This is a genomic window from Pseudomonadota bacterium, from assembly GCA_039028155.1.
Classification (GTDB): Bacteria; Pseudomonadota; Alphaproteobacteria; order SP197; family SP197; genus JANQGO01.
In genome coordinates this window covers 1-25,740 of the sequence record JBCCIS010000059.1, presented here as the reverse complement: position 1 = coordinate 25,740, position 25,740 = coordinate 1, and the positions used below count along the sequence as shown (strand labels likewise).

Sequence of the window (25,740 nt, the reverse complement as noted above, 5' to 3'; positions counted from 1 at the left end):
TGCCGGGTCGAAGGGTTCAAACGAAACGGCCGACGCATCACCGAGGTCGAGACGAGCCAAGGCAACGTGAAGGCCGAGATCGTGGTCAACGCGACCGGCATGTGGGGCCACGAACTGGGCGGTCTGATGGGTTCGCGTGCGCCGGCCTTCGCGGTCGAGCACCAGTATCTGGTGACCGATCCGATCCCCGACCTGCCTGAAGGCATGCCGACGGTAAGGGATCCTGATCTGTTGCTCTATTGGAAGCCGGAGGTGCGCGGCATTGTCGTCGGCGGTTACGAAAACAACACACCGGCCTTCGCGCGTGACGGCATTCCCGACGGCTGGGACCAGCAGCTTCTGCCTGACAACTACGAACGCTTCGCGCCGCTGGCCGAGAATGCCGCCAAGCGCACACCGGTGGTTGGTGAAGTCGGCGTACGGCAGTTGATCAACGGCGCGATCCCGATGTCGGCGGATGGTGACTTCGTGATGGGGAAGGTCGCGGAGTACGACAACGTCTTTACGTCCTGCGGCTTCATCTATGGCATCGCGGCCGCGGGCGGCGCGGGTGAGGTGATGGCCGAGTGGATCATCGATGGCCGGCCCTCCATGGATCTGTGGCCGCTGGACGTCCGGCGCTTCCAGTTCCACCACAACACCCGCGCCTTCATGTACGACCGCGGCATTGAGATCTACGCCAAGCACTACGCCATGAAGTGGCCGGTGGAGGAGCACAGTTCGGTCCGCGAGATCCGCAAGAGTCCGCTTTATGGTGTCCTGAAGGAGAGGGGCGCGGTGTTCGGCTCGAAAGCTGGATGGGAACGGCCCAACTGGTTCGCGCCGGACGGTGTGGAGCCGGTCGACGAACCGTCGTTCGAATGGCCCAACTGGTTCGAGCATGTCGCCCAAGAGCACAAGGCTGTGCGCGAGCGGGTCGGCCTGTTCGATCAGTCGTCCTTTGCCAAAAGAGAGATTGTCGGGCCGGGCGCGATGGCGGCCTTGCAACACCTGGCGGTTGCCGATGTCGACCGGCCGGCCGGCAGCGTCATCTATACGCAGCTGCTGAACGACCGTGCCGGGATCGAAGCTGACCTGACGTTCTGCCGATTGGACGAGAACCGCTATTACGCGGTGACCGGCACGGCGTTCGGCGATCACGACTTCGGTTGGATCGCGCGCCACCTGCCCGATGACGGGTCGGTCCACATGGTCGACGTGACATCCGGATATGCCGTCCTGAACCTGGCCGGGCCCCATGCGCGGGATGTGTTGGCGGCGGTGACAGAGGAGCCGGTCGATGGCGAGGGCTTCGGCTTTGCCAAGGCCAAGCACTTGACGGTCGGCGCCGCCCCGGTACTGGCCATGCGGGTCTCCTATACCGGCGAACTGGGCTTCGAACTGCATATTCCCAGCGAATACGCGATCCATGTCTATGGTGTCCTGGAGGCGGCGGGCCGCGATGTTGGTCTGGTCAATGCGGGTTACCGCGCGCTCAACAGTCTGCGCATGGAAAAGGGCAACCTGGCCTGGGCGGCCGACATGTCGCCGGACTACACGCCCTATCACGCGCGCATGGAGCGCTTCGTCTCGAAGCGCAAGAACGAATTCATCGGCGCCGAGGCGCTGGCCAAGGTCGCCGAGACCGGACCCGACCAGTTGCTGTGCACCTTTGCGCTGGCCCAGACGGTGCCTGTCAACGGTGGCGAGGCGATCCTGCGCGACGGCCGCGCGCTGGGCGTGACGTGCAGCGCGGATTTCGGCCATACGGTCGGCTGCCCGATCGTCTATGGCTATGTGCCGGTGGACGATGCAGTCCACGACGATTACGAGGTCGAGGTCTATGGTCAGGCCGTCAAGGCGAGACGCCACGACGGGCCGCTTTATGACCCTGATGGCGTGCGGTTCCGGGCGTGACTGCCGGTGACAAGAAGAGGGGGGAAGCCATGACAGACGATGTTATCGACAACGAAGAATTGGAGCGCCGGGCGCGGGCGCGTGCCGTCGCCGCCGAGGTGATCGGCGAAGGCAAGGTCGATGCGGAAAGCCTGCCGTTGGAGCCGCTGGCCGGCATGACAAACCGCAATTACCTGATTACCGTAAACGGCGCGCGTTACGTGGTGCGGATCCCCGGCGCTGGGACGGAGGAATATGTCGATCGCGCTGCCGACTGCCAGGCCGGCCAGTTGACCGATGAGGTCGGTGTCGGCGCGACGCTGGTGCACTATGACGTCGCGGCGGGCATTCAAATCACGGCTTACATTGAGGGCAGCGTCGACATGCGTCAGCCCGGCGTGCTGGACGATCCCGATGCGGTACGGCGCGCGGCGCGCGCCTTCCATCGCCTGCACACCTGTGGCAAGCAAATGTTGAACCGCTTCGAACCGAAGTCGGTGGCGCAGGAATACCTGGATGTCTTGCGCGCCAAAGACGCGGCGCTTCCGGAAGGTTACGAGCGCGTGCAGGAGGAGGCCGAGGGCATCCGCGCGGTCCTGAACGACACCTGCAAGGCGTTCGTGCCCTGCCACAATGACCCGGCACCGGAGAACCTGGTCGACACGGGCGAGCAGGTCTTCATCCTGGACTGGGAGTTCGGCGGCAACAACGACCCCTATTGGGATCTCGGCGATTTTTCCGTCGAATCGGACTTCACGGAAGAACAGGACCGGATCTTCCTGGAGGCCTATGTCGGGCGTGAACCGACGGCAGCGGAGATGGGCCGCATGCAGATGCAGAAGGCGTTGGTCTTCCTGCTGTGGACGCTGTGGGGCGTGTTGCAGCACGTCAATGCCAACCCGCGCCCGGCCTATGAGTTCGCGAGTTACTGGGAGTACGCCATGAACCGCTTCACCCGCTGCCAGGCGATCATGAACCGGCCCGACTTCCCTGACTTGATCGAGGCCGTGAAGCGCGGCTGATTACTTGAACGAGTGCGGGCCTGTCGACGATGCTGTAGGTTGGCCTTTGTCGGCGCGACGGATGCAGGTTTCGCGCCGCGTTAACAATGAGGGGAAGTTCATGAAAGCTATCTTGGCTATCGTCATCGCAACCGTCGCTTTGGGCGCATGCACCGATCGGTTCAAGCAAGAAGAGAAAGATGTCGCGAAGCCGGTGAGCTGTGCCACCGCCGAGGGTGATATCCGTGTCCTGGAAAGCGAAAAGGCGCATGTCGCCCAGGAGATGGCCTCCGGTGTCTTCGCGTTCGTGCCTGCCGCCATTGTCTACGGTGTCGTGACGGGGACCGAAGAGGAACGCCTTGAGATCGCCGGCGGCGAATACAACGAAAAGATCGACGCCAAGATCGCCGAGATAAAGGCGGCCTGCGGCGTCTAGGCGCAGCAGGCACAGGCGACACTAGAGACACACGCCGTGTTGGTTGCCGAACACCGGCGCAAGTGGTGGGTGTTGACCGCTATGGGCGGGGTCATGGGCGTGATCCTGCTGGATGAGACCGTGGTCGGTGTGGCGCTGCCGACCATGCGCCACGACCTCGCCATGAGCGAGGCAACATCACATTGGGTGATCAACGCCTATCTGCTGGTTTTTGCCGGGCTGGCGGCGGCCGGCGGCAAGATGGGCGATTTGATCGGCCACAAGGTGACGATGCTGGGCGCGGTGCTGTTGTTCGGCCTGTCGTCGCTGGCTTGCGGTTTCGCCGTTGACGGTACGACGTTGATCGTCGCGCGCATCGTGCAGGGCATTGGCGCGGCGCTGATCTTTCCAGTCTCGCTCGCCATGGTGTCGATCGCCTTTCCACCCGATGAACGCGGCATGGCGCTGGGCATCTACAGCGCTGCCGGAACGTGCTTCCTAGCGCTCGGCCCGTTTGTCGGCGGTCTGATGATCGATGTGCTGTCGTGGCGCTGGATCTTCTGGATCAACCCCTTCGTTGCCGCGGCCATCGGCTTCATGGTGTTGGCCGCGTGGCGCGACCCCGAGCGCGACGCGCCGCCCGGCCGAATGGATTGGCCAGGCCTTGTGACGCTGGTCGCCGGCCTCAGCATGATCGTCTTCGCGCTGATGGAAGGCCCGGAACTCGGCTGGGCGGATCCGATTATCCTCGGCCTGCTGGTCGGCGGCTTCGCGATGATGGCGATCTTCACGATCGTGGAGGCGCGCATCAAGCCGCCGTTGATCGACATCGCGATGTTTCGCAGCGGCTCGTTCACGGTGTCGAACCTGGTCATCTTCGCCGCGCAGTTCAATCAGATGGCCGTCGTCATCTTCGGCGCGCTCTATCTGCAGGACATTCTGGGCATGAGCCCGTTGATGACGGGCGTGGCGTTGCTGGTCGCAGTCGGCGCCGTGCCCATAACCGCCGTACCCACGGGTCGGCTGACCGACCGGTGGGGCGCCAAAAAGGTTGCGTTGACCGGCCTTTTGATGGCGACCGTTGCCCAGTTGTGGCTGGGCATTGCGTCGGGATGGCAGAGTTACGCCGTCATGATACCGGCGCTGACCGCCTGGGGCATGGCCAATGCCGCCATGTTCGTCGCGCCGCGCCACATCATCACGGCCGCCATCCCGATCGCCAAACACGGCCAGGCAAGCGGCATCATGATGACCATGCAACAACTGGGCGCCACGCTCGGCGTCGCGGTCATGGCGCTGTTCTATACGATCACGGGGAGTTATGGATCGGCGTTCTTCGTGACCTGCGTGATGACGTTCCTGGTTTTGGTGCTGACCGTGCTGTTTGTGCGTTCCGACAGCTCCGGGGCCGATCGTTCCGTGCCGTGAAGCAGCAAAAGACCCATTAACTACTTCAATCCAAAGACTTTTTTGGATACCGATTCGATATTTGCGGACACCAAGACAACCGACTAAGAAATGCGATCCGTCACACATTGTTCCGGCATCACGCCTTATTCTGAGATCGGGTCAAAGGAACCCGTCGGGAGGCACCTCCCGTCCGCGAAGGCGACGTGGTTTGGAGACGTCATCTTCGTGTTGAGTGCGAACAATGAGGAGTTGTCGGCACCATGGCCGAAAGTCGCCTCACGAAACTGCGGGCCACGGTCGTCGCGATTTTGACCATCGCGACGTCAACGGCGTCCGGCGTGCTGATCGCCGAGTACTTCATGCAGAATGACAGCAACACGCGCTCGGTCCGTTCGGAGATGTCCCGTCTGGAGCATTGGATCGGCGGCATGGATGTGTACGTCGTGACCGTCATCGTGGCGGTGATCGTTCTGCTGGGTATTGCGTTCTTCGCCCGCAGCAAAGCCTGACGCTATCCAACCTTTTCCATCGTTGTAACATCGGCTTGAGCGGACTGTGGTTAGATGGAACCACTTGTCGGTTCCATCTGGTGATGTGAAACCGCTGTCTATCTATGCGCTGAGACGGCTCTCCTGCATGGATGTCATCGCGACGCGGTTTCTTCAAGACAGGATCTGCTCTGAAGGGTGAATGTTTGGGCTGGCTTGTGCCATGTTCTCTGGAGTCATCGCATTGCCGGAGTCAGCTCATGATAACCCACACGTTCTTTGTCATCGCCGTGCCGAATCTTGAGGCGTCGGCCGCGTTCTATCGCGATGTTATGGGGTTCGAGGTTCGTGAGATCGGCGATCCCGGCTGGCGCATGTTCGTAAACGACAACTGCCGCATCATGGCGGGCGAGTGCCCAGACGCCATACCGGCCGCCGATCTGGGCGATCATTCCTATTTTGCCTATCTCGTGGTCGACGAGGTCGACGACTACTTTGCGGCCGTGAAGGCAGCGGGCGCGGAGATCCTGAAGGACGTGCGTTCGGAACCCTGGGGCATGCGAGAGTTCGCTCTGCGCACCGTTGACGGCCACCGCATAATGGTCGGCAAGGATCTGGACATCTGAATCGTGAGAGGTGAGACACACATGCTGTGTTCCGTGCTGATACGCCGCCTGAAACCGGGCGCGACCTATGATGACTTCCGCGAAGCCTGGAAACCGAATCAAGGGTTCGGCGTGCCGGTCCGCGTCATCAACGCACAGTCGCTGGACGACCCCAACGAAATCGTGTCGGTCGGATTGGTCGACCTGCCGACCGAGGATCTGCCTGCCATGTTGAAGACGGTCGCTGAAAGCGAAGCGCGCCGGCACGAGCAGATTGCCCACGTCATCGAGGAAACTGTGCACAAAGGGATCTATGAGATCGTGGACGACGACGATCTCTCATAGCGGCGTGAGAAGAAGGGCGCGTGCGTTAGGCCAGGCGCGCGACGGCGCGCACGCCGCCCAGATTGCCGCCCTGGAACAGCTGGTCGACCGTGTCATAGAAGGCCGCGAGCTCGGTCACCGTTTCTTCGCCGTGCAGGGCGACGTGCCGTTCGCGATCGGCGCGGTAGGCGATGTTGCGCTGGCGCGTGAATCCGGCCCAATCATCGGAAAGGTCGTCGAGCCGGATGTCGGTTAAACCAGCATCGGCGAGGTGCGCGCCATAAACGTTAAGGCGCGGCAGCGATTGGCCGTAGAGTTTGTCGCGCACCAATACCGTCTCGTCGGCGGTGAAGTCGCCACGGCCGAAAAGATCCTCGACATAGAGACCGCCCGACGGTTTCAGTGCTGCCGCGATGTGTGCGAAAAGAGCCGCGGGATCGGCGATGTGGTAGAGCGCGAGCCAACTGACCACAGCGTCATAGGCGCCGGTTTCGAGCGGGCCGTCCATAACGTCGCCGCACCGATGGGTGACAAGCTGGGCAAGGCCGCATTGTTCGGTGAGCTTTTGGGCGACGGCGTCGAGGTCCGGCTGTAGTTCAAGCGCGGTGACACGGCAGCCCGTGCGGTCGGCGATATAGCGCGCCGGTCCGCCAAGGCCAGATCCGATCTCCGCGATGTTGCTGTCCGCGTTGACGCCCAGCTCGAGGATCGCGCGGTCCATCGCGTCGGTGCCGTGGTAGTGCAGATTGTCGAACGGGCTCAACTGGTCGACGGTGAGCACGCCGTCGGGGTCGATGCCTGCCGCTTCAAGCTCTCTGGCGATGCGCTCGAGGTGAGCGTAAAGACGCATGGACTTAATGCCGGTTGACGTCACGTCAGCAGCTCCTTTGCCGCGAGGTATGATGTTGCGGGCAACGTACGGGCGATCACGATAAACCTCTTCCGCCCCTACCACACCACGCCTTGCGTCAGGACCTGCGCGGCTTCGTCGACGTAGCCCATCGAGCGGGCGAGCATACGCAGACGCTGGTGGAACTCTTCGCGCGAGACGTTGCAGATCTGCAGGTGCCGGTCGGCGCCAGTGAAGTTGGTGCGTGCATGCAGAACACGCTGGTTATCGAAGATCAGCGTGTCGCCGGCCTGAAGCGCAAAGCGGGCCTGGTTTTCAGGCGCCATCATCAAGGCCGAGAGTTTGTGATAGGCGGCAAAGAATGGTTCGACCAGATCGGCCGGCAGATCCATCGGTCCGGACGAACGGGTGTGGATGCGCACGCCGACGATGTTTTCGTTCTCGTCGAGCGCGAACATCCGGGTGTGGCAGCGCTGGTCGATCTGATCTTCGTGAATGCGATGGAAAACGTTGGGCGTGCGGGCGAGCAGATCGAAGCTGCCGGGGTCCTGGTGTCGCAGGGTCTCGCCCAGGTGGAAACCGTCGACCAGGATCGAATCGCCACCTTCGTCCGCCGGACGGATGCAGCCCAGCACATTGATGCCGGGTGGCGCGAAACGGTAGGCCTCGTCGGTATGTGGCGGCACCGTGCGGAAGGTGTTGCCCATGGTGTTGTGCTTGCCCTTGGGCGAGAGGTCGAAGATCCGGTCGTAGGCGGAAACGCCGAGATCGCCAATCATCATCGCGACCTCTTCGACAAAGCCCGGTTCCTTTGGGCCGCCGCGGACCAAAACAAACCCGTAATCGCGAAGCTTGCGATAGAAGTCCAGGCGGTCGTTGTCATTGTTGAGCGCGGCTTCGTAGTCGACCGCCGGCGGCGCGTCATTGATGGTGGCGTCCCACAGGGTCGGGTGATGCCGGCGCGCGGCGCGGGCTTCATCGTCATAGCGGTTCTGGCGCAACCACGCGGACGGATAGCACGATTGGTGGCTGTCATGCGCCCAGGTGATGGTGAGTTCACCGCCATCACCGATGGCGAGCGACGACGGACGCACATCGAGCGGCACGTCGCTGGGCACGACGAAACGCTTGCTGGAATAGCTGTCGCCGCAGAGTTCGCAGTAGCAGCAGTCGCGCAGCCAGACGAAGTGGAAGAATGAGTCGAGACCGTCGGCCCACGAGACGGTCAGGCCGTTGGCCTGTTCGGAGACATCGCTGAGCGCAACGGGTTCGCCGGAGAAATCCTGTTGAGCAAGACCCATGAGAGACCTCCTTTGCTTGGAGGATTTCACACCCAAGGGAGCGCAGGCGCAAGGACGATCAGGCCGGAAGCGGCCTCGACCAGCAACTGGTTGGTTCCGCATCGCCAAACCCCAGCGACTCGTAGAGCTGGTTTGACGCGTCGTTGTCGAGATAGGAGCCGATGATGGCGCGGCGTGCGCCCAGGCCGTGCAGCCGGCGTAGTCCCTCGGTGATGACCGCGCGCGCGAGGCCGCGGCGCCGGTGGGCGGCGTGACAGCCGACGGGCTCGAAGACGCCGAGCCGGTTGTCGGCGTCGAGCCAGATCGTCGTGAAGGCGGCGACGTCGTCGTTGCCATCGGCAACGACCAGGTCGAGGTCGGGGCGATAGGTGGGCGAGCTCATGGCATACCGGTAGCGCGCCTCGGTCATCTCGGACGGCGCGAAGGCGTCGCGGTGGGCGTTAACGCGCTGGGCGACATCGCGTTCGGCGTCCAAAAGGCGGATTGCATACCCGTCGGGCAGGGGTGCTGGTCGTGGTGCTGCATCGATCAGACGTTGACGGTAGACGATGAGTGGGCGTTCGTAGGCGTATCCGCGCTGTCTGAGAATCGCCTGACGCGTGGTGTCGCTGTCGAAGGTCTGGACCTGGAATGTCACGGGCGCGCCGTCACGTTGCTGACGAAGGCGGCGGTCCTCGGCCCAGCCGATCATAATGTCTTCAAGAGCTTTGTGCGTGGGATGTGCAAAGATATCGACCTCGTCATCGATAGGCCACGCGAAGCCCGCGAGTTCGCCCTCGGGCGTGAACCACAAATGCGCTGTCGCGATCTCCTGAACGGGATCGTCGCTTTGGCAGCGCCACCAGTCGAGGTCGCCGATGGTGCACTGAACGGGGAAACCGCCATCGGCGAATAGACGCACGAGGAGCTGCCGCAGGAGCGCGTAGTCAGACTCGTCGCGATAGGCGCGGTCGTTGTAAGTGGATGACGCGTGGTTTGCTGTCATGAGCGCACATGTCCGGCTGCCCGTCGCTCAGGGCGCGCCGGATTCCAGCAAGGCGGCGATCTCGACGCCGGTCTGGACGACATCGGTGTAGTAGTCGGTATCGATAGCCTCGCGGTTTTCCAGGACAGAATAGAACGCCATCGCCATGTCGGTCGGCGGGTCGGCGAACAGAAACTGGCCGCCATAGCCGCCGTGGCCGATCCAGCGACCGTTGGTCATGAGCTGGTTGGAATAGCTCATCCAGCTTCTGGGTTCGGGCATGGCGGGGCCGGGGTGGGCGATGGATTGGGCGGTGAAGGCGGCATCGCCGACCTGGCGGCCTTCGACGCCATGGCCGTGGCGCGCCAGCAGCAGGCCGTAGCGGGCGAGGTCACGGGCGGTCAATAGGCCGCCGCCGCTGACGACGGGTACGCCTTCGCGATCGCAACTGATATGGAACGTGCCTTCGATGCCGGCCGCCTCGATGATGTCGAGCAGCATGGTTCGCAGCGTGCGGCCGGTGATCCGTTCGGCGATCCAGCCGAGAACATCGGTGTTGGCGGACTTGTAATCGGCAGCGCCGGTGTGGTTCGTCGTGTCGTCGCTTTCGACGCCGACGACGAAGCCGCGCAGGCTTTCCTCGGCGCTGTCGCCATAGGGCAGGCGCCAGCCCATCGCGACTTCCTGGGCAAAGACATCGGCGTGGACGTCGCCATAGTCTTCCGAATAGTTGTTGATGACGTCCATGTTGGCGACCTGCTGGACGGTCGCCCCGGCATAGCCCGATCCCATTTCCGGCAGGTAATGATCGACGCGCTGGTTCATGTCGAGCAGGCCTTGGCCGGCCAGGTTGGCGATCATCAGATGCACTGTGGTCTTAGTGATCGACTGCATCGAATGAACCCGGTCGGGGCCGAAGTCCGGCGCGTAGCGCTCATAGATGACGTCACCGCCGCAGACGACCGCCATGGCGGAAAGGAACGGGGTCGTGGTCAACTTCTGAACACGTGGCAGGTCAAGAATGCGCATATCGGCCGACTTCTTGAGCGGCAACACGGCGGGCGCGCGCAACGAGAAACTGGCCCGGGAGAGGGTGTGCAGATTGTGGAAACCCCAGCGGCGCGTATCCGCGCGGCTCCAGGACGACAGGTTGTCCGGGCCGACCATCAAGTCAGGGTTCGGGTAGGCGTCGTGCGCGGTTTTGGTCATCAGAGGTACTCCTATCGCTCAGGCCGAGCCGGGCTATCGCAGATGAGCGGCTTTGCTATCATGAGGCGTGTGCGCAGCCAAACACGGGAGTCGGAAAGTGACAAACCTGAACGAGATGATTGAAGACCTGAAACGCCGCCGCGACGAGCTGGCCCTGAAGATCCACCTGGGTTCCAAGGACGCCCAGGACGAGTGGGACGAACTTGAGAAGAAGTGGTCGGCGTTCCAGAACGACGCGGAGTTGAATGAGAGCGGCAAGGCGATCGGCGGTGCGATCGATCAGTTGGGGTCCGAGCTCGAGAAGGCGTATGAGCGGTTGAAGAAGGCCCTGTAGCGACAAAGGAGAGCGCGATGCCCACCAAGGAGGCGCTACGCGCCGAGATAAGAAACCTGCGCGCGGAGATCGATGAGATGCGCCGCGCGCGTGAGGAGCAAGAAGCCGCGGCGTCGAGGCGTGAGTGGGCCTCGGCGACGCACGGCTATGACGACGACACCTCCATGTCGGGTATCGACGACGGTAACGGCCTTGATGACGAGGATGGTGAAACTGATGACGGTAACGCGACCGGCGGGGACGAACACGAGAGTCAGTTGAAGGATATCGAAAAGGCGCTCGGTGATTTGGCCGACGAGGCTGGCAAGGAGATCGCCGAGCGCCCGCTGGTCGCCGTCCTCGCCGCATTTGTTCTGGGCGTCGTCGCCGGACGCCTGTTGAGCCGGTAGGGAGCGGAACCATGGATACGCTGATCCGCAACCTGCGAATTTTGTGGCGCACGGAACGCCTGCTGACAGAGCTCAGGCTGCGCGCGATGCTGCGGCGAACCAGCCTGTTGCTGATCGCCGGCATCGTCGGGCTTTTCGCCTTCGCCATGTTGAACGTGGCGGGTTACCTCTATCTGGCGCCGATCCTGGAGCCGACGCTGGCCGCGCTTGTTGTCTCCGCGATTGATGCGGTGCTGGCGATCATTCTGTTGATCGGCGCGCAACCGCAGAAGCCGGGCACCGAGACGCGCATGCTGGAAGAGGTCCGCGACATGGCGCTCGCCGACCTGGAGGCCGGCGCCAAGTCGGTCGAGGCCGATTTGCGCGCGGTGAGGTCCGAGGTCGAGGGCATCACCGAAAGCGTCAAGTCGTTCGCCCATAACCCGATGGGCGCGCTGAACCCCCAGACCATCGGCCCGATCATGTCGATGCTGGCGAACCTGATCCGCGGCAAGAAGGACAAGGGTACCGACTGACGTCTAGCTGCTGGTGACTGGCGCCAGTATCTCGGCGTTGGTGAGGGCAAAGTCGGGATCGCCGTCATCCATATCCCAGCTTGCCGACAGACCTGTATAGGCGAAGGTCATGTCGAGAATGCGCTGGGGTTCGATGTCCAACCTATCTCCATAGAGCGCGGCCAACCGCCGGAAGCGGTCGGCATCGTGCACGATCTCGGCATGGGGGTAGGGGTTGCAGAGCTGGTTGGCGATGTCGTAGGTGCGTTCGCCCAGCAACGCCTTCGGGTCGATCGCCAGCCAGCCGCGCTCACCGCCGTCCAGGACATTGCCGTGATGCATGTCGCCGTGGAGCGGCATCGTGTCGGTCGGCGCGGCAAGCAGGCGCCGCGCCATCGTAGCGCAGCGGCCGAGCAGGTCGCTCTGATGCTCATGCTCGAACAGCGACGAGAACCATTCCTCGAGCGGCCAGAGCGTGGCCGGTGCGGGCCGGGCCCGCGGTGCATGCAGACGTGCGGTGATGTCGGCGAGGATCGTGGCGGCTTCGTCATCCCTGCCGGATGTCGCCATGGCTACCAGCGAGCGTGTGCCAGACGCGCGTTCCAGCAGCACCGCGCGGTCGTCCGACGCCAGCACGCGCACCGCGCCGTCACCGTCGTAGTAGGCGAGCAGGCCGGCGGCGTACTCTTCGTCGCTTGTGTCCTTCATGAGTTTGAGCATGGCGGGCTCAGCACCGAGGCGGGCCGGCACCACCCAGCTTGACGGTGTCTCGATCAGCGCGCCATCGGCCTCGAGCGACCAAGCGCCCAGAGCATGCTGCAACAAGCGGTCGAGTTCGGGAGACGTGTTATCAGGAGAGACCATCGTTTGATGCGATCGAGTATAGCTTATTGCAGAAAGGCAGGGGATGATGACTGCGGCCGGCTTTGGGCATGATGCGTGTACGGTTGAGAATGGATCGATCGTAGGGGGAATCAATGAGAGTTCCAGAATGGGTCGCGGGTTTTCTCGTGGCAGTGACCTTAAGCGCATCAGCGATGGCGGATGACGAGAGCCGGTCGGATTCCATGTCGCGGGACGAGGTGCGGACCGCCGCGATCACCGCGCTGGATGCCCATTTCGAGGCGTTGCACGATGAGCTCGTTGTTGTCCTGCGCGACTATTTCGCCTCGCAGAGTGGCGAGGACCTTGATGAGGTCGAGGCCGAGGTCAAGCCGCTGCGCACCGACTTCCGAAACTTTCGTGCCGGACTCAACGACAAGCTGAGCGATGCGCAGGCGGATGGCGACGATACGGTCATCAGCGACATCAAGCGTGTACGCGAGAAGGTCGATGCCGCGCTGCGTTGCCTGAACGCCATCAGCGGCGGAATCGGCAAGGTATCGAAAATGCGCCGGTCGCAGCCGGAAGCAAAGCTGTTGGTGCCCGAAATCGCCTTCATCGTTCTCGACGAGTATCCGGCGTCGATCGAAGCATGCCCCGAGACGACAGAGACGTTCGCGGACGGCTGGGCGCTTTCAAGCGACTAGTGAAGCCTGCTCAACGTTTCGGCCAGGCCCAGGCGGGTTTGTCGAGGCCTTGGATGGCGGTTTCGCCGAGTTCTTTGTTGAGCGCGTAGACCGTGGCGCCGGCCAGGCGATCGAGCGCCTCGACAAGCGGCGCGGCATGGGAGACAACGATGATCTGCGAACGTTCGGCGGCGGTGGCGATCAGGCGCGCGAGCGGCTCCAGAAGATCGGCGTGCAGGCTGGTCTCTGGTTCGTTGAGGACAAGGAGCGGTGGTGGGCGCGGCGTCAGGAGCGCGGTGACCAACAGCAGGTAGCGCAGTGTGCCGTCGGAGAGTTCGCCGGCGCGAAGGGACCGCAACAGACCGTGCTGTTGCATCACGACCTCGAACAGGCCGTCGGTCACGGTCACGTCGACACTGCCGCCCGGGAAGGCGTCTTCGACGGCCTCGTCCAAGGCGTTGTTATCGCCGATCTCTCGGATGGTCTGGAGTGCCGCCGCCAGGTCGGATCCGTCAGAGGACAGGACCGGCGTGCGGGTGCCGACCTGGGGACGGCGGGCCGGCGCGTCGCGGTCGGTGCGGAAGTGATCGTAGAAGCGCCAGCCGCGCATGCGTTCGCGCAAGGCGAGCAGCTCGCGCGCGCCGCGCGGATCGGCGGCGTGCGTCATCATGCTGTCGAAGCTGGAGAGGTCGTTCAGCACGTGGACGCGTTTGCCGCTGTCGTCGAGCACCTGCACGCTGGGCCCGTTGCGGCTGGCCAACTCGCCGCGGCGCTTCAGGACCTCGCCAACCCAGAGCGCCTCGGCCTTGATCTCCGGGTCCAGATTGAATAGCGAGCGGCCCGATGCGACAGGCAGGCCGAGGTCGATCGCGTACCCGTAGTCTTCGTCGGCGAAACCGAGTTTCAAACTGACGCGGTCGCGCCGCATGGTGCCCTGAACGGGTACGTCGCCGGTCTTCATGGCGCGCGAGAAGGCTTCCGGTCCGGCCCACAGCGTCGATTGCAGGCCGCCTTCGGACGCCAGCGCGCCGACGGCGCGGCCCTGGGCGACATCGGCCAGCAATCGGATCGCGCGGTATAGGCTCGACTTGCCGCTGCCGTTGGGACCGGTGATCACGGTCAGTTGCTCGAGCGGCAGAATGATCTCGCGCAGCGAACGGTAGCCGGAAACGGCGAAGGTGAGGATCATCGGTGACGGTCCGCGTCAATGGGGCGCGGAGTATACCCACTTCCATGGCGCCGATGTGGCAGAAGGTTCAGTGTTGCGGGGCGTCCTGGGGCGTGGCGGCGGACTGCTGCTGCCAGTCGCGGCGCATGTGAAGGGCGACGGCGGCGAGCACGACGGCGCCGCCGATGAAGGTCGCGACCGGCGGCAGTTCGGCGAGGATGAGCCAGGCCCAGATCGGCGCGAGAGGGACGTCGAGGGAGCCGATCAAGGCTGCCTGAGGCGCGGGGATGAGGCGCGTGCCCTCGGTCAGCAAGATGACGGCGCCGGCCTGAACCAGACCGAAGGCAACCAGCCACCAAAGTTCGGCCAGGCTGACGGCGAAGGGATCGACGAGGGCGACCGCGATCACGGTAATCTGCAGCGACGAGAGCGCCATGGCCGGCACCATGGGGGAGGCGGGGAAGCGCCGGATCAAGACCAGCATGATCGCCATGAAGGCGGTCATGACGATGGCAAGCAGGTCGCCGGTCAGGTTCGGCGTGCCGAGCGATCCGCTCATCATGATGACGACACCGACCAGCGCTGCCGCGGCCGCGATGAGCGTGTCGCGTTTCGTGCGTTCCCGCCCGAGAAGCCATGCGATTGCCGCCGCCGCGAAGGGCGCGGTGGCGTAGATCACGACAACGTTGGTGACCGCGGTGAACTTGAAAGAGGCGAGATAGGCGATGGTGGCGATTGTGCCGGTGGTTGCGACCGCCCAGCCCGGCAGGCCCATGACGCCGAAACAGGCCCACGTCGCCCGCCGGTCGCGCCAGGCGACGTAGAGCGCGATGAAGGCGGCGCTGAACAGGCCGCGCCAGAACAGGATGATCCAGACATCGGCCGTGATGCCTTTGGTGAAGATGCCCGCCGTGCTCCACGCGATCGCGGAGATCGCGACGAGCACGATGCCGAGGTGATGGGCGGCCGTCTGTCTCACCCCTCAGCTCTCGAAGATGCCGGTTGGCTTGCCGTCGAGGCTGACCGTGTTCTTCTTCGTCCAATAGGCTTTCAGGCCGGCCTGATCCATCTCGTCATAGAACGGCAGGAGCTGTTCTATCGCGCGCTCTTTCTGAAACACGAACTCCGGTATGCCGGTGCCGCATGAGGTCTGCACGAGATCGATCGCCACGTCGAAGATCTGGCGCGTGCCTGGCAGCGATGGGAACAGACCGACGAGGCTGTCCCACTCACCATCGTGCGGATGGATAGCGCGGGCATGGCCGTAGGCGCGGATGATGCCCGGCTTGCCTTCAAACGCGCAGAACATGAGGGTCATTCGGTCGTTCTCGAGAAGATGCGCCGCCGTCTCGTTGCCGCTACCGGAAAGACTGAGCCAGACGATGCGGTCAGGCGCCATGATCTTCAGCGTGTCGAGCCCTTTCGGCGACAGGTTGACCCGCCCGTCCGGCGCGGCGGTCGCAACGAAGAAGAGCCGCTGGCGGGTGATGAAGTCCTGTTGCGGCTTGCTGAGCGATGTCGTCGGTTTGGCCATAGCGGCGCACCCTCGTGGTCGGTGTGGAGGGTTGGCTTAGCAAGACACTCCTGACACCATGGTGTCAGGAGTGTAGATCTAGTCTTTCGGCCAAGGAGAGACAATGCGACGCGCCGACAGGCTGTTCGAAATCATTCAAATCCTGCGTCAGGCGAGCCAACCGGTGACGGCAGCGGCGCTTGCCGACTCGCTGGAAGTTAACCTGAGGACCGTCTATCGCGACATGGCCGCGCTGCAGGCGATGCGCGTGCCGGTCGAGGGCGCGGCGGGCATCGGCTATGTCATGCGACGCGGGTTCGATCTGCCGCCGCTGATGTTCTCGTCCGAGGAGGTCGAGGCGATCATGGTCGGGCTGTCGCTGGTCACGCGCACGGGCGACAAAGGCCTGCTGGATGCGGCAGATGGCGCGGCGGCCAAAATTGCCGAGGTATTGCCGGAACGCCTGGCCGGCGGACGCGAAAGCGAATGGCTGAAGGTTTCGGGCTGGGGCACACCGCACCCAAGCGTCGACCTGCGCGCATGCCGCCAAGCGGTGCGCGAAGAGCGCAAGCTGGCGATCACCTATTGCAACGAGAAGGGCGAGACGAGCGAACGGACCATCCTGCCGCTGGCCGTCGTCTACTACATCTCCGTCACCGTGATCGCGGCGTGGTGCGAGCTGCGCCAAGATTTCCGACACTTCCGCGCCGACCGGATCGAAGGCATGGACGCGCTGGATGAGCGGTTCAAGGGTGAGGGTGATAAGCTGCGCGCCGAATGGGCGGAAAGCACCGATCCGCTGTTCACGTCATAAACGCGACGCCTAACGGCTTCTCAGTCCCTTCTTCCACATCTTAGCTTCGCGTTCACGCCGCGCCGGAAGACCGGTGTTGTTTGACCACAGCCGGCGCATGGAGAGGATCTCGTCGGATACCGCGGCCAGATTGCCGCTAGCGACGTGGTCACGGATGTTGCGCATCTCCAGCCGGTTCTGGTTTCGGGTGTCCCTCATGCTGGCGCCACGGTTGAAGACCAGGCTGACGAGAACGCTGCGGCACAGGCCGGGCAGATCGTCGAAGCCGGGAAAGGCGCGGCGCGTGCGCTTGACGTAGCTGGGCAGGCTGCGCGCGATAAAGACCTGCCACGACGTGGTCCATGGCATAACGATCCACGACAGCTTGTCGGCCTTGGCCTTGCTACCCGGTTTGCCGAGATGCCGACGCAGCGCGTCGAACGCTTCAGGGGTTAGCTTGTCGGCCCAGTCGGTCTTGAAGATCCGGGTGGAGAAGCGGAGGTCGTAACCGACGCCGATCGTGACGCCGCTGTCGCCGCCCGGCCAATGGGGCTTCGCTGCCATCTTCTCGTAGTAGTCGCGGCTGCCGACCTCATCGCGCGCGATCGCCGTGACGCCTTCGGTGGGCAGATCGGGCGATGGGTCGGGATAGGCCTTGAGCCAGGTGATCAGGGTATCGTCGGCGCCGCCGCGAACCGGCAGCCCGGCAAGGCGCCGGGCATCGGCAATGGCGCGCTTGGTTTGGCGACCGGTCAGGCCGTCGGGCACCAGCAGACCGCCTGTCTTGTTAAGAAGCCTCTGCAGCTTTTTCATTTCGGCTTTGGTCATCGTTCCCCCCAACGGTCACGCACCCAACCGTGTGATCAGACTACGCTTCGCACGGAGAATCTTCCACAAGCCGCCGTTGGGGCGGTCTCCAAGCCATGGCATAGTAGCGGAAATCAAAGCGGGGAAGCGCCATGAAAACCTTGCCGAGTGTTGCCTTTGCCACGGCCATTACCACTCTTGCCCTGGCGGCCGTTGCTGTGCCACCGGTCAAGGCCGACGTCTATATCGCGCAGCCGGCGGGCACCGCCAGCGGCGCCGATGTTGGACGTTACCATTTGGTGTCGGCGGGCGATGGCCTCTATGTCTTTGACAGCGCGACCGGGCGGACGTGGCAGGCGCACCAGGATGAAGAGACCATGGCGGTTCGGTGGGAGCCCACGATCTTCACCGAAACCGAGTCGGCCCTGCCGCCACCCATCACGCCCGATATTCCCGGCATGACGACTTATGAAGAGTAGGTGCGTCTAGTCTAGCAGTCGCGGTGTTCGACGTGACCGTCGGGCATGGTGGTCTTGCAGATAAAGGCGCCGACCGCGGTGATACCGGCGCGGTGCGCGCGTGTGAAGTTGGCGCCGTCCAAGTTGGCATGGCTAAGGACCGCTTCGCGCATGTCGGCTGAATAGAAATTGGCACGGCTGAGATCGGCATGGCGCAGATCGGCGGCACTGAAGTCCGCGTAGGCAGCGTTCGCGTCGGAGAGGTTGGCGCCGTTCAAGACCGCGTTGTTGAATCCGGCGCCGCTCAATTCGGTCTGACGCAAATCCGCATCGGTGAGATCGCTGCCGCTAAAATCCGCACCGGGCAGGAAGAGCGCGGCCATCGGCGCGCCGCTGAGATCACACGAGGTGCAATTGCCGGTTTCCTTAAGGCGCGTCAGATCTGCCTCGTTATAGGCCAATGCCGGAATGGCGAGCATTGATACGAGCGAAAAAACGGCAAGCGCTTTCATCATCTGTTTCCCGTGTGGGACCATGTTAACGATTACTGGGTTTCACGAACGTCCGCAATTGGACGGCCGGCGATAGTTGGCCTGGTCTGTCGCGCGCGGTCAGTGATCGTCCGCACGAGTTGGGTCGATATGCCGTCAAACTCGCACAATTCCTCGGATTCCAGACGGCTTCCACCGTCCCGGGGCGCTGTTAGCTTGGCGGCACCGCCTTCTCAAAGGCGGGGAGGTCGTCGGGCAGATGGATCCATGCGTGCTGATGTTCCGTCCAGATGGTGCGGACAGGCTGCACAAACTGGGGGTCATCGAAACAGCCGAGCGCGATGCCCATGTGGTCCGGCCGCATCTCCAGGGTCCAGTAGAGATTGGTGCCGCAGTCGGGGCAGAAGTGATTGGAGAGGTTGCGTCCGGACTCCGCGACGCGGTCAAAGGTCTTAACGTTGCCGTCGATGCTCTCAACCTGATCGCGCCGATAGTAGGCGCCGATACCGAACGGGCTACCGGTGCGCCGTTGACACGCGATGCAATGGCACGCGACGGCGAAGTCCGGATTACCCTTTACGGTGATGTTGAGCTGACCGCACTGACAGGCGGCGTGACGTTGTGGTTCAGACACGATGAAGCACCCCCAAGAGACGTTCCAACAGGAAACGAGGGATCAGCTTGCGCCAATGCCGCGTAGCGGTCGAGGGGCAATGTATGCGTAGGGCGAGCGCGGAGCGGACGCAGCCGTCAGCTTACCTTGGCTTTACCGACCTCCGGGTGCCACCATTTCGGACGGAACGACTTGTAGCTGTGCTGGACGTCCGGAACGATCAGGTTGGGGCGGTCAAGACTGCCCATGACGAGTGAGATGTTCTTGTAGCCGTCATCGACGACGCAGATGGCACTGCCGCATGTGCCACAGTTGCCGCGTTGCGATTTCTCGGAAGATCGGAAGTAGCGGGGTTCGCCGCCTGGTCCGTTCCACTGGAAGTTGGCCAGAGGAAACTCGACCCAGGCGGTGGTCGGCGCGCCGCTCCAGCGCCGGCACATGGTGCACGAACATATGTGAGGAAACTCGGGCTCCGCGGTGACGGTGTAGCGAATGTCGCCGCACAGACATCCGCCTTCGTAAGTCCGTGGTTTCTTCGCCATGGTCGTGTGTCCCTCCCGTTGTGCAGTGTTGATTGGTCCGTCGTTAGGATTCGACATTGGCCCGTGAGACGGCCTCTTCAAGCGCTCCGGAGACGGAAATCGGCCGGGCCGCGGGGCGTCTTCCGTGATCGGCGAAATCGAGCCGTGCGATTGGCCTTGACATAATATAACTAGAAAACTAGTTATATAAGTCTAATCGAGATGGTGAAGAATCATGGCATCAATTGGCATTGAAGAGGCTGCGCAGGGCTTCGCGGCGGTCGGGTCGGAACCGAGGTTGGAGGTCCTGTTGGCACTGGTCAGAGCCGGCCACGACGGTTTGACCGTTGGTGACATCCAGAGTCGTTTGGCGATCCCGGCATCGACCTTGGCCCATCATCTGCGTTTCCTGGCGGCCGCCGGGGTCGTGACCCAGGAAAAGCAGGGACGCGCGATCATCAACCGAGCAGCCTATGACCGCCTCCAGATTCTGGCCGACTTTCTGTTGAGCGAGTGCTGCCAGGACGCCTTGCGCCCGGCCAACGACAAGGTCGCGGGGAAGGCGTCATGACCGCTCTGGTTCAACGTCTCGGCGCGCTGGGCGGGGTGAAGATCGACCGGGTCTGGCTGGCCGTCGCCGTCGTGTTTGCAGCACTTGCGGTGTTGGACAACGCGCAGTTCGTGCCTTCGCTGACCTTCACCGGCAGCGCCTTGCTGTCGACGGCGCCCTACATCCTGTTCGCCGTCTTGTGCATCGGTTATCTGAAGGCGAGCGGTGCGGAGACAATGATCGCGCGCGCCTTCGAGGGCCGGGAAACACGCATGATCGTGCTGGCGGCGCTGTTCGGCGGCCTTGCGCCGTTTTGCAGTTGCGAGGTCATCCCGTTCATCGCCGGCATGCTGGCGCTGGGTACGCCGGTCTCCGCCGTCATGGCGTTTTGGCTGGCATCGCCCTTGATCGATCCGCCATCGCTTCTGATCACCGCCGGGGCGCTGGGCTGGCCGTTCGCGGTCGCCAAGGCGGTTGCCGCCGTCGGCATCGGGTTGATGGGCGGGTTCGCGATCAAGATGGCGGTGACGCGCGGCTGGTTTGCCACCCCGTTGCGCACCCGCGCGGCCGGCACCGGCTGTGGCTGCGGTCCGTCGCCGTTCGACGGCAAACCCGCCTGGTTCTTCTGGAAGGAAGCGCCGCGGCGTGACGTATTCCGCCGGGAGTCGCTTGCCAACACAGCCTTCCTGTTGAAGTGGCTAGCGCTGGCCTATCTGCTGGAAAGCCTGATGATCGCCTATGTGCCGGCCGAAGCGATTGCCGGTGTTGTCGGCGGGTCGGGTATCGGCCCGATCGTTCTGAGCGCGCTGGTCGGCGTGCCCGCATACCTGAACGGCTATGCCGCGCCGCCCTTGGTCGCCGGTCTGATCGAGCAGGGCATGAGTGTGGGTGCCGGCATGGCATTCATCATCGCCGGTGCGGTGAGTTCCATCCCCGCCATGATGGCGGTCTTCGCGCTCGTCAACCGGCGCGTCTTCGCGGCCTATGTGGTGCTGGGCTTCACCGGCGCCATCCTGGCCGGCTCGGCATATGGTCTGATCATGGGCGGCTAGAGCGGATCGCGATCTGCTCTAGGGATCAGTGTTGGCGACAGGCGTCAACCTGATGTGCCAGAGGTTCGGCCAGTTCTTGCCGGTAACCAGCAAGGTGCCGGGCTCGCCCGTATAGGCGATGCCATTGAGCACGTGGGGATAGACCAAGGTCTTGGGATCCGGGTTCAGGCCGGTCAGGTCGACCCAGCCATTGACCTCTCCCGTTTCGGCCGAGAAGCGGACGATGTAGTCGGTCTGCCAAATGTTGGCGTAGATATCGCCGTCGACATACTCCAGCTCGTTCAGAAATCCGACCTCGCTATAGGCGTCGTGCACGATGATGTGGCGATGGACCCCCATATCATCAGGCTCGATGAACAAGATGGCGGCGGAGCCGTCGCTCATGATCAGGTGTTCGCCATCGGTGGTGAGACCCCAGCCCTGATGCAGGTAACGGAACGATTCAGTCGGCGTGAGATCGTCGGCGCGATAGGTGAAGGCGATGTTGGAGATGTAGGTGAGCTGGTACAGCACACCGTTGAGAGCGACCGCACCTTCGCCGAAGTAGCGGTCGTCGAGTTCGCGCTGGCGGATGACCTCGCCTGTTTCGAGGTCCCATGTCTTGAGCCGCGATTTGCCGTACTGGCCCGTCCCCTCGAAGAGATGGCCGTCGTTCATGAAGAGGGCTTCGGTGTAGTCGGCGGTATCGTGATCGTATGTCTTGAGAATGTCGTAGCGGTAGACCGGGATGGCGGTCTGCCCGTAGATGCGCTCATGCCCGACTTGGGGCGCCTCGCCGTCGTGGAGGATGGGGAGGTCGGCCGCCGCCGGCACGGCGACTAACAACACCACGATCACGGCGCCAAGAAGCTGTTTCACAGAACCCCCATGGGCGAACAGTGCTGGGGGCCAAGCGTAGCCGCCCGGCTTGCGCGAGGCGAACGAATTGACCGGTGTCAGCGGGGCCCGGAACGCGGCAGACGCGATCTGGGGCCCGCCAACCGGGAGGTCAGCCGGTCTGGGCGAGCCTTTCAGGATAAGGGTCGCGCCAGGCCGGCAGTGTCATCATGGCATCGTGCCAGCGGTTGATCTCCTTAAAGCCGTCAAGCGGCATCTTGGCGTCCTGCGCATGCGGCAGCGCGGAAGCGACCGCGAAGTCGGCGATGGTCAGACCGTCGCCGACCAGGCTGTCGCGACCTTTAAGATGACTGTCGAGGACACCGGCGAACTGTTGAAGAAACCCGGTCGATTCTTCCAGCGCTGCCGCGTCTGGGTCGCCCAGGCCGAACGCCGGCTTGATCAGGTGTTGAAAGACGAACGTCTGGGCGTGCCGCGAGAAGTGCGCGGTGTCCCATTGCAGCCAACGCAGCACCTCGACCTGCTGTGCGGGATCGGCGGGCCAGAGGTCTGACCCGGTTTTCTGCGCGAGGTAACACATGATGGCGCAGGATTCCCAAATCCTGGTATCGCCATCGCGCAAGGCCGGGATCTTGCCGTTCGGGTTGACGTCGAGATACTCCGGGCTCTTGTGTTCGCCCTTGGACAGATCGACCAGGACAAACTCGACCGGCGCGCCGGTGTGGCGGGCGACGGCGCAGGGCTTGCGGGCGTTCGGGGTCTCGAAATAGTAGAGCTGCATGGGCTTCCTCCGATGTGGGAAGCCCAGTTTCTAAACAACGAAAATATGATCAAGAACATATACTCGATGACGCTAACATGATCGTGAAGGAGGACCGCGATCATGCCCTATCGCCCAGAACATAAAGAAGAAACCCGCGTCAGAATCATCGAGTGTGCGCGCCGCCTGTTCAACCGGCACGGCTTCAGCGAGGTCTCGATCGATCAGATCATGGCCGAGGCCGGTCTGACGCGCGGCGGCTTCTATAACCACTTCCGCAACAAGGAAGAGCTGTTCTGTGAAGCCGTGAAGTTTTACGCGACCTGCAATCCGTCCGAGCGTTGGGACGGCGTTGAGGTCGACTTCGAGGGCGAGCGTCTGACGTTCGCCGCGCAGATCGTCAATGCCTATCTGTCACGGCCGCACCTGGACGATCTGGATTATCATTGTCCGATGGTCGCGTTGCCGTCGGACATCGCGCGCGCTGGGCCGGCCATGCGCGAGACCTATCAGATGCTGCTGCAAGGCATGATCGGCATGTTCCAGTCGGGCGTCGGCGGCGACGACGAGACGGCGCGCCGCAAGGCGATCGCGATCGCGACGTTGTGTATCGGCGGCATGGTCATGGCGCGCACGCTCGACGATGCCGGTTTTGCCGATGAGGTCCGGGAAACGGCCCGCGATCTCGCGCTCCAGATCGGCGCGTTCGACGACCCGGCCAGCAGCCGGGCGGCTTGAGAAAGATGGAATTTCGTTTAGCGTGACTGGTTGAAGAGCCAACGCCAGAGCGCTGGATCATCATAGGCTGCACGCCAGCTACCATGGCCGTAGCCGGTCACCTCCGAGTACTTGGCGTCGATACCGTTGATCCGGAGTTTGCCGATGAAATCGCGCGTGTAATGCGCGGGCACCTGATCGTCATTTCTGTCATGCCAAGCCCACACTGCGATGTCGGGGAACAGGTCGGCATCCTTGGTGGTCCAGCCGCCCGCAATTGGCACGGCCGCCGCGAACAAGTCGGGGTACTCTATCGGAGCGGCAAACGTGCCGAAACCTCCTGTCGACGTTCCGGTAACGTAGATTCGGTCGGGGTCGATGGCGTACTCGCTCGCGACCTCCTTAGCGATGTTCGCGGCCAAACCAATCGCCGGGAACCAGGCATCCTGAAACTCAGGCTCGTCTGGCAACGCCCAATCGCGGAAGACGGGCGCCATCGGTACAACGACAAAGGCCGGGTAATCGTCGCGCAACCTGTCGTCGGCAAGCGCATAGGCCGCGTAGGCGTTCTTCGACGCGCCGTGCAGTACGACAACCAGAGGATAGGAACGGTTGGGGTCGTAGTCTTCGGGTTCCAGCAGATAGTAGCGGACCAGGAACGGGAAACCCCATGAGAGGTAGACACGGCGATCATAGGTAGCCGTCCGGTCCGCGATCGGTGTGAACGGATAGAAAAAATTGAATGCGATCAGCGCGATCAAGAGTGCGACGACGAAGTAAAGGAGAGGACGAAGGGCCCTCATGCTGCGCGGCCCGACATCGCAGGATGATCCAGCGTGGCGCGAGTCGGTGCGCAAGTTGGCGAAACGTACTGAGCCGTTGTGGACAGTCTGGTCAAGGACATCTCCGCGATCAGATTTGCTACTGTCGCGTGTGTCAGGCCGTTATGTCAATGAGGCGAATAACTTGGGGTCGATGTCTTGCTGACTGGATTTAACGGTCGGCGCCGCAGGAGCCGCCTAAGCCGCCACCGATATTGTCGGTAAAACAGGGCGCGGCGATGGAGTTCTTGTCGCAGGCAGACAAGGTCACGGCACCAAGCAGAGCGGCCGCTATCAAAAGAACCTTCATCGTCAACACACCCCCGTTGCCCGAAACCTGCAATGCCAGTGCCAGCGCGCTGGCCCATCGCTTATGAAGGAACGTGGCGTGGGGCTAGCGCGAAGTCAACGCCGTGGCGGTCACAGATGTGTTGGCAGAGCGCGATGAGGAGCAGCCGGTCCGCTTAGGCCGCACGGCTTACCGTATCGAGTTCGGCGGCGAAGCGCTGGACGGCATCAAGATGAGAACCACTGTCGACGTCGCGCTGCAAAAGGGTGAGGGTGGCGACGGGTTCACGCCCGATCTGCGCAGCCATCTGGCGAAACATCTTGTCGGCGCTCGACGACATCTGCGTCGCGAAGAACGCGACCTCGCGCATGCGCCGTTTGTTGGTGTCGATATAGGTCAGCATGGGTGAGGGGATGTGGCCCGCCCATACCGGACAACCGAGGACGATGAGGCCGAAGCCGGATGGATCGTGATGCGTCGGCTGGATGGGCGCGGCGCGTTTTAAGAGCGCTTCCTTGCCCGAACGCATGTAGTTGAAGAAACCGCCGCGGCTGCGTGCCTCGGTGATGATTTCCGCAGGCGCGCCGGACGCCGCAACGATAGCGTCGGTGACGCGGCGTGTCGTTCCGGTGCGCGAATAGCAGACGATAAGCGTGCTGGTCATGACCGAGCAAGGATAGCGGCCGCCATCGGGCCGCGCCTTGACGCACGTCAACGACCGTCAGCTTTCGTATTCGTCGTGGCGGCGCACCCAGGCCATGGGAAAATCGAGCTTGTCTTCATCGCGTCCCTTGGGCGCGAGGTCGAGAAACTGGTAGGCGCCGATCAGATTGTCGAGGCCGCGGGCATAGCTTGAGTACGTGTGATAGATGGCGCCGTCATCGTCCTTGAAGAAGACACTGATGCCGGGCGCTTCGTCCATGGGAAACTGTGTCTGGTGATAGTTGTAGTAGACCTCGCCGCCGGCCAGCTCATCGGGCGTGAAGGAGACGTGGAAATCGAAGTTGAAGTCGTTGTCGAGCGACGAGACGAAGGGAAAGTGCCAGCCCATGCGCTGCTTGTAGGCGGCGAGCCGGTCAAGCGGAGCGCGTGCAGCGGCGACCAGGGTGACGTCGCGTTGGGCGAGATGGGTGGTGAGGCCGTCGAAGTGGTCGGCGAGGTAGGAGCAGCTGGGGCAACCCTG

The 25,740-nt window shown here is 63.0% G+C and carries 33 protein-coding genes; 16 read left to right on the top strand and 17 right to left on the bottom strand.

All coding sequences use genetic code 11. The features are described 5' to 3' along the window. The 7 genes from AAF563_21895 to AAF563_21865 all read left to right on the top strand — a co-directional run. The coding region (locus AAF563_21895; protein MEM7123944.1) for an FAD-dependent oxidoreductase at positions 1 to 1,896 on the top strand (1,896 nt) is incomplete at its 5' end. Positions 1,897 to 1,925: 29 nt separating this feature from the next. Continuing rightward, complete coding sequence (locus AAF563_21890; GenBank protein ID MEM7123943.1) at positions 1,926 to 2,897, top strand: choline kinase family protein; 972 nt, start codon at positions 1,926 to 1,928, stop codon at positions 2,895 to 2,897. 100 nt (positions 2,898 to 2,997) lie between these two features. Continuing rightward, positions 2,998 to 3,312, top strand: coding sequence for a hypothetical protein (locus AAF563_21885; protein MEM7123942.1), 315 nt, complete (start codon positions 2,998 to 3,000; stop codon positions 3,310 to 3,312). A gap of 36 nt (positions 3,313 to 3,348) precedes the next feature. After that, positions 3,349 to 4,719: an MFS transporter gene (locus tag AAF563_21880; GenBank protein ID MEM7123941.1), complete on the top strand. Its 1,371-nt coding sequence runs from the start codon at positions 3,349 to 3,351 to the stop codon at positions 4,717 to 4,719. Positions 4,720 to 4,961: 242 nt separating this feature from the next. Further along, on the top strand, positions 4,962 to 5,210 hold the full coding sequence (locus tag AAF563_21875) for a hypothetical protein (protein MEM7123940.1): 249 nt from the start codon (positions 4,962 to 4,964) through the stop codon (positions 5,208 to 5,210). Positions 5,211 to 5,449: 239 nt separating this feature from the next. Beyond that, entirely contained in the window at positions 5,450 to 5,815 is a 366-nt protein-coding gene (locus AAF563_21870; protein MEM7123939.1) for a VOC family protein, read from the top strand. Between the two features lie 21 nt (positions 5,816 to 5,836). Next, positions 5,837 to 6,139: a hypothetical protein gene (locus tag AAF563_21865; GenBank protein ID MEM7123938.1), complete on the top strand. Its 303-nt coding sequence runs from the start codon at positions 5,837 to 5,839 to the stop codon at positions 6,137 to 6,139. Positions 6,140 to 6,164: 25 nt separating this feature from the next. Here the strand turns inward: AAF563_21865 and AAF563_21860 are convergent, their stop codons facing one another. From AAF563_21860 to AAF563_21845, 4 genes are all read right to left on the bottom strand, one after another. Then, the gene (locus AAF563_21860; GenBank protein ID MEM7123937.1) at positions 6,165 to 6,992 is read right to left on the bottom strand and encodes a methyltransferase domain-containing protein; all 828 of its coding nucleotides are present in this window, start codon (positions 6,990 to 6,992) and stop codon (positions 6,165 to 6,167) included. 74 nt (positions 6,993 to 7,066) lie between these two features. Further along, complete coding sequence (locus tag AAF563_21855; GenBank protein ID MEM7123936.1) at positions 7,067 to 8,269, bottom strand: TauD/TfdA family dioxygenase; 1,203 nt, start codon at positions 8,267 to 8,269, stop codon at positions 7,067 to 7,069. 58 nt (positions 8,270 to 8,327) lie between these two features. After that, positions 8,328 to 9,254: a GNAT family N-acetyltransferase gene (locus AAF563_21850; protein MEM7123935.1), complete on the bottom strand. Its 927-nt coding sequence runs from the start codon at positions 9,252 to 9,254 to the stop codon at positions 8,328 to 8,330. Between the two features lie 27 nt (positions 9,255 to 9,281). Continuing rightward, on the bottom strand, positions 9,282 to 10,442 hold the full coding sequence (locus AAF563_21845) for a serine hydrolase (GenBank protein ID MEM7123934.1): 1,161 nt from the start codon (positions 10,440 to 10,442) through the stop codon (positions 9,282 to 9,284). Between the two features lie 97 nt (positions 10,443 to 10,539). Between AAF563_21845 and AAF563_21840 the strand changes: the two genes are divergently transcribed. From AAF563_21840 to AAF563_21830, 3 genes are read left to right on the top strand one after another with little or no spacing between them, the layout of a single operon-like run. Next, on the top strand, positions 10,540 to 10,776 hold the full coding sequence (locus AAF563_21840) for a hypothetical protein (GenBank protein MEM7123933.1): 237 nt from the start codon (positions 10,540 to 10,542) through the stop codon (positions 10,774 to 10,776). Positions 10,777 to 10,793: 17 nt separating this feature from the next. Next, positions 10,794 to 11,165 carry a hypothetical protein gene (locus tag AAF563_21835; GenBank protein MEM7123932.1) on the top strand — a complete coding sequence of 124 codons (372 nt, stop codon included), beginning with the start codon at positions 10,794 to 10,796 and terminating at the stop codon, positions 11,163 to 11,165. An 11-nt stretch (positions 11,166 to 11,176) separates the two neighbouring features. Next, positions 11,177 to 11,680 (top strand): phage holin family protein, encoded by a 504-nt coding sequence (locus tag AAF563_21830; GenBank protein MEM7123931.1) that lies wholly within the window; start codon positions 11,177 to 11,179, stop codon positions 11,678 to 11,680. Positions 11,681 to 11,683: 3 nt separating this feature from the next. Here AAF563_21830 and AAF563_21825 read toward each other — a convergent pair whose 3' ends face one another. Further along, on the bottom strand, positions 11,684 to 12,523 hold the full coding sequence (locus tag AAF563_21825; GenBank protein ID MEM7123930.1) for an aminoglycoside phosphotransferase family protein: 840 nt from the start codon (positions 12,521 to 12,523) through the stop codon (positions 11,684 to 11,686). A 113-nt stretch (positions 12,524 to 12,636) separates the two neighbouring features. On the opposite strand from AAF563_21825, the gene AAF563_21820 reads away from it, so the two are divergent. Beyond that, positions 12,637 to 13,188: a hypothetical protein gene (locus tag AAF563_21820; GenBank protein MEM7123929.1), complete on the top strand. Its 552-nt coding sequence runs from the start codon at positions 12,637 to 12,639 to the stop codon at positions 13,186 to 13,188. Positions 13,189 to 13,198: 10 nt separating this feature from the next. On the opposite strand, the gene AAF563_21815 is transcribed toward AAF563_21820, so the two are convergent. The 3 genes from AAF563_21815 to AAF563_21805 form a co-directional block, all read right to left on the bottom strand. Beyond that, positions 13,199 to 14,356, bottom strand: a complete 1,158-nt coding sequence (locus AAF563_21815) for an AAA family ATPase (GenBank protein MEM7123928.1) — start codon at positions 14,354 to 14,356, stop codon at positions 13,199 to 13,201. Between the two features lie 67 nt (positions 14,357 to 14,423). Continuing rightward, a complete protein-coding gene (locus tag AAF563_21810; GenBank protein MEM7123927.1) occupies positions 14,424 to 15,314 on the bottom strand; it encodes a DMT family transporter in 891 nt (296 codons plus the stop codon). A 3-nt stretch (positions 15,315 to 15,317) separates the two neighbouring features. Continuing rightward, entirely contained in the window at positions 15,318 to 15,869 is a 552-nt protein-coding gene (locus AAF563_21805) for a pyridoxamine 5'-phosphate oxidase family protein (GenBank protein ID MEM7123926.1), read from the bottom strand. Positions 15,870 to 15,972: 103 nt separating this feature from the next. Between AAF563_21805 and AAF563_21800 the strand changes: the two genes are divergently transcribed. Beyond that, positions 15,973 to 16,662 carry a YafY family protein gene (locus AAF563_21800; protein ID MEM7123925.1) on the top strand — a complete coding sequence of 230 codons (690 nt, stop codon included), beginning with the start codon at positions 15,973 to 15,975 and terminating at the stop codon, positions 16,660 to 16,662. 9 nt (positions 16,663 to 16,671) lie between these two features. Here AAF563_21800 and AAF563_21795 read toward each other — a convergent pair whose 3' ends face one another. Continuing rightward, positions 16,672 to 17,469, bottom strand: a complete 798-nt coding sequence (locus AAF563_21795; protein MEM7123924.1) for a hypothetical protein — start codon at positions 17,467 to 17,469, stop codon at positions 16,672 to 16,674. A 131-nt stretch (positions 17,470 to 17,600) separates the two neighbouring features. Here AAF563_21795 and AAF563_21790 point away from each other — a divergent pair, with 131 nt between their 5' ends. Further along, entirely contained in the window at positions 17,601 to 17,927 is a 327-nt protein-coding gene (locus tag AAF563_21790; GenBank protein MEM7123923.1) for a hypothetical protein, read from the top strand. 11 nt (positions 17,928 to 17,938) lie between these two features. Here AAF563_21790 and AAF563_21785 read toward each other — a convergent pair whose 3' ends face one another. The 3 genes from AAF563_21785 to AAF563_21775 form a co-directional block, all read right to left on the bottom strand. Further along, positions 17,939 to 18,421, bottom strand: a complete 483-nt coding sequence (locus AAF563_21785; protein MEM7123922.1) for a pentapeptide repeat-containing protein — start codon at positions 18,419 to 18,421, stop codon at positions 17,939 to 17,941. 187 nt (positions 18,422 to 18,608) lie between these two features. Next, positions 18,609 to 19,031 carry a GFA family protein gene (locus tag AAF563_21780; GenBank protein ID MEM7123921.1) on the bottom strand — a complete coding sequence of 141 codons (423 nt, stop codon included), beginning with the start codon at positions 19,029 to 19,031 and terminating at the stop codon, positions 18,609 to 18,611. 116 nt (positions 19,032 to 19,147) lie between these two features. Then, entirely contained in the window at positions 19,148 to 19,552 is a 405-nt protein-coding gene (locus AAF563_21775; protein ID MEM7123920.1) for a GFA family protein, read from the bottom strand. Positions 19,553 to 19,766: 214 nt separating this feature from the next. Here AAF563_21775 and AAF563_21770 point away from each other — a divergent pair, with 214 nt between their 5' ends. Together AAF563_21770 and AAF563_21765 are read left to right on the top strand one after the other, a co-directional pair. After that, positions 19,767 to 20,102 carry a metalloregulator ArsR/SmtB family transcription factor gene (locus AAF563_21770; GenBank protein ID MEM7123919.1) on the top strand — a complete coding sequence of 112 codons (336 nt, stop codon included), beginning with the start codon at positions 19,767 to 19,769 and terminating at the stop codon, positions 20,100 to 20,102. Beyond that, positions 20,099 to 21,133, top strand: coding sequence for a permease (locus AAF563_21765; GenBank protein MEM7123918.1), 1,035 nt, complete (start codon positions 20,099 to 20,101; stop codon positions 21,131 to 21,133). Before AAF563_21770 ends, AAF563_21765 begins: the two co-directional genes overlap by 4 nt. A gap of 18 nt (positions 21,134 to 21,151) precedes the next feature. Here the strand turns inward: AAF563_21765 and AAF563_21760 are convergent, their stop codons facing one another. Both AAF563_21760 and AAF563_21755 read right to left on the bottom strand, forming a co-directional pair. Continuing rightward, complete coding sequence (locus AAF563_21760) at positions 21,152 to 21,991, bottom strand: glutaminyl-peptide cyclotransferase (GenBank protein ID MEM7123917.1); 840 nt, start codon at positions 21,989 to 21,991, stop codon at positions 21,152 to 21,154. Between the two features lie 130 nt (positions 21,992 to 22,121). Further along, positions 22,122 to 22,751, bottom strand: a complete 630-nt coding sequence (locus tag AAF563_21755; GenBank protein ID MEM7123916.1) for a glutathione S-transferase family protein — start codon at positions 22,749 to 22,751, stop codon at positions 22,122 to 22,124. A 102-nt stretch (positions 22,752 to 22,853) separates the two neighbouring features. Between AAF563_21755 and AAF563_21750 the strand changes: the two genes are divergently transcribed. Further along, positions 22,854 to 23,468 carry a TetR/AcrR family transcriptional regulator gene (locus tag AAF563_21750; protein ID MEM7123915.1) on the top strand — a complete coding sequence of 205 codons (615 nt, stop codon included), beginning with the start codon at positions 22,854 to 22,856 and terminating at the stop codon, positions 23,466 to 23,468. 17 nt (positions 23,469 to 23,485) lie between these two features. Here AAF563_21750 and AAF563_21745 read toward each other — a convergent pair whose 3' ends face one another. From AAF563_21745 to AAF563_21735, 3 genes are all read right to left on the bottom strand, one after another. Then, positions 23,486 to 24,250, bottom strand: coding sequence for a prolyl oligopeptidase family serine peptidase (locus AAF563_21745; protein ID MEM7123914.1), 765 nt, complete (start codon positions 24,248 to 24,250; stop codon positions 23,486 to 23,488). A gap of 482 nt (positions 24,251 to 24,732) precedes the next feature. Continuing rightward, entirely contained in the window at positions 24,733 to 25,221 is a 489-nt protein-coding gene (locus AAF563_21740; protein ID MEM7123913.1) for a hypothetical protein, read from the bottom strand. Between the two features lie 57 nt (positions 25,222 to 25,278). Continuing rightward, a partial coding sequence (locus AAF563_21735; protein MEM7123912.1) for a DUF899 family protein occupies positions 25,279 to 25,740 on the bottom strand: 462 nt, incomplete at its 5' end.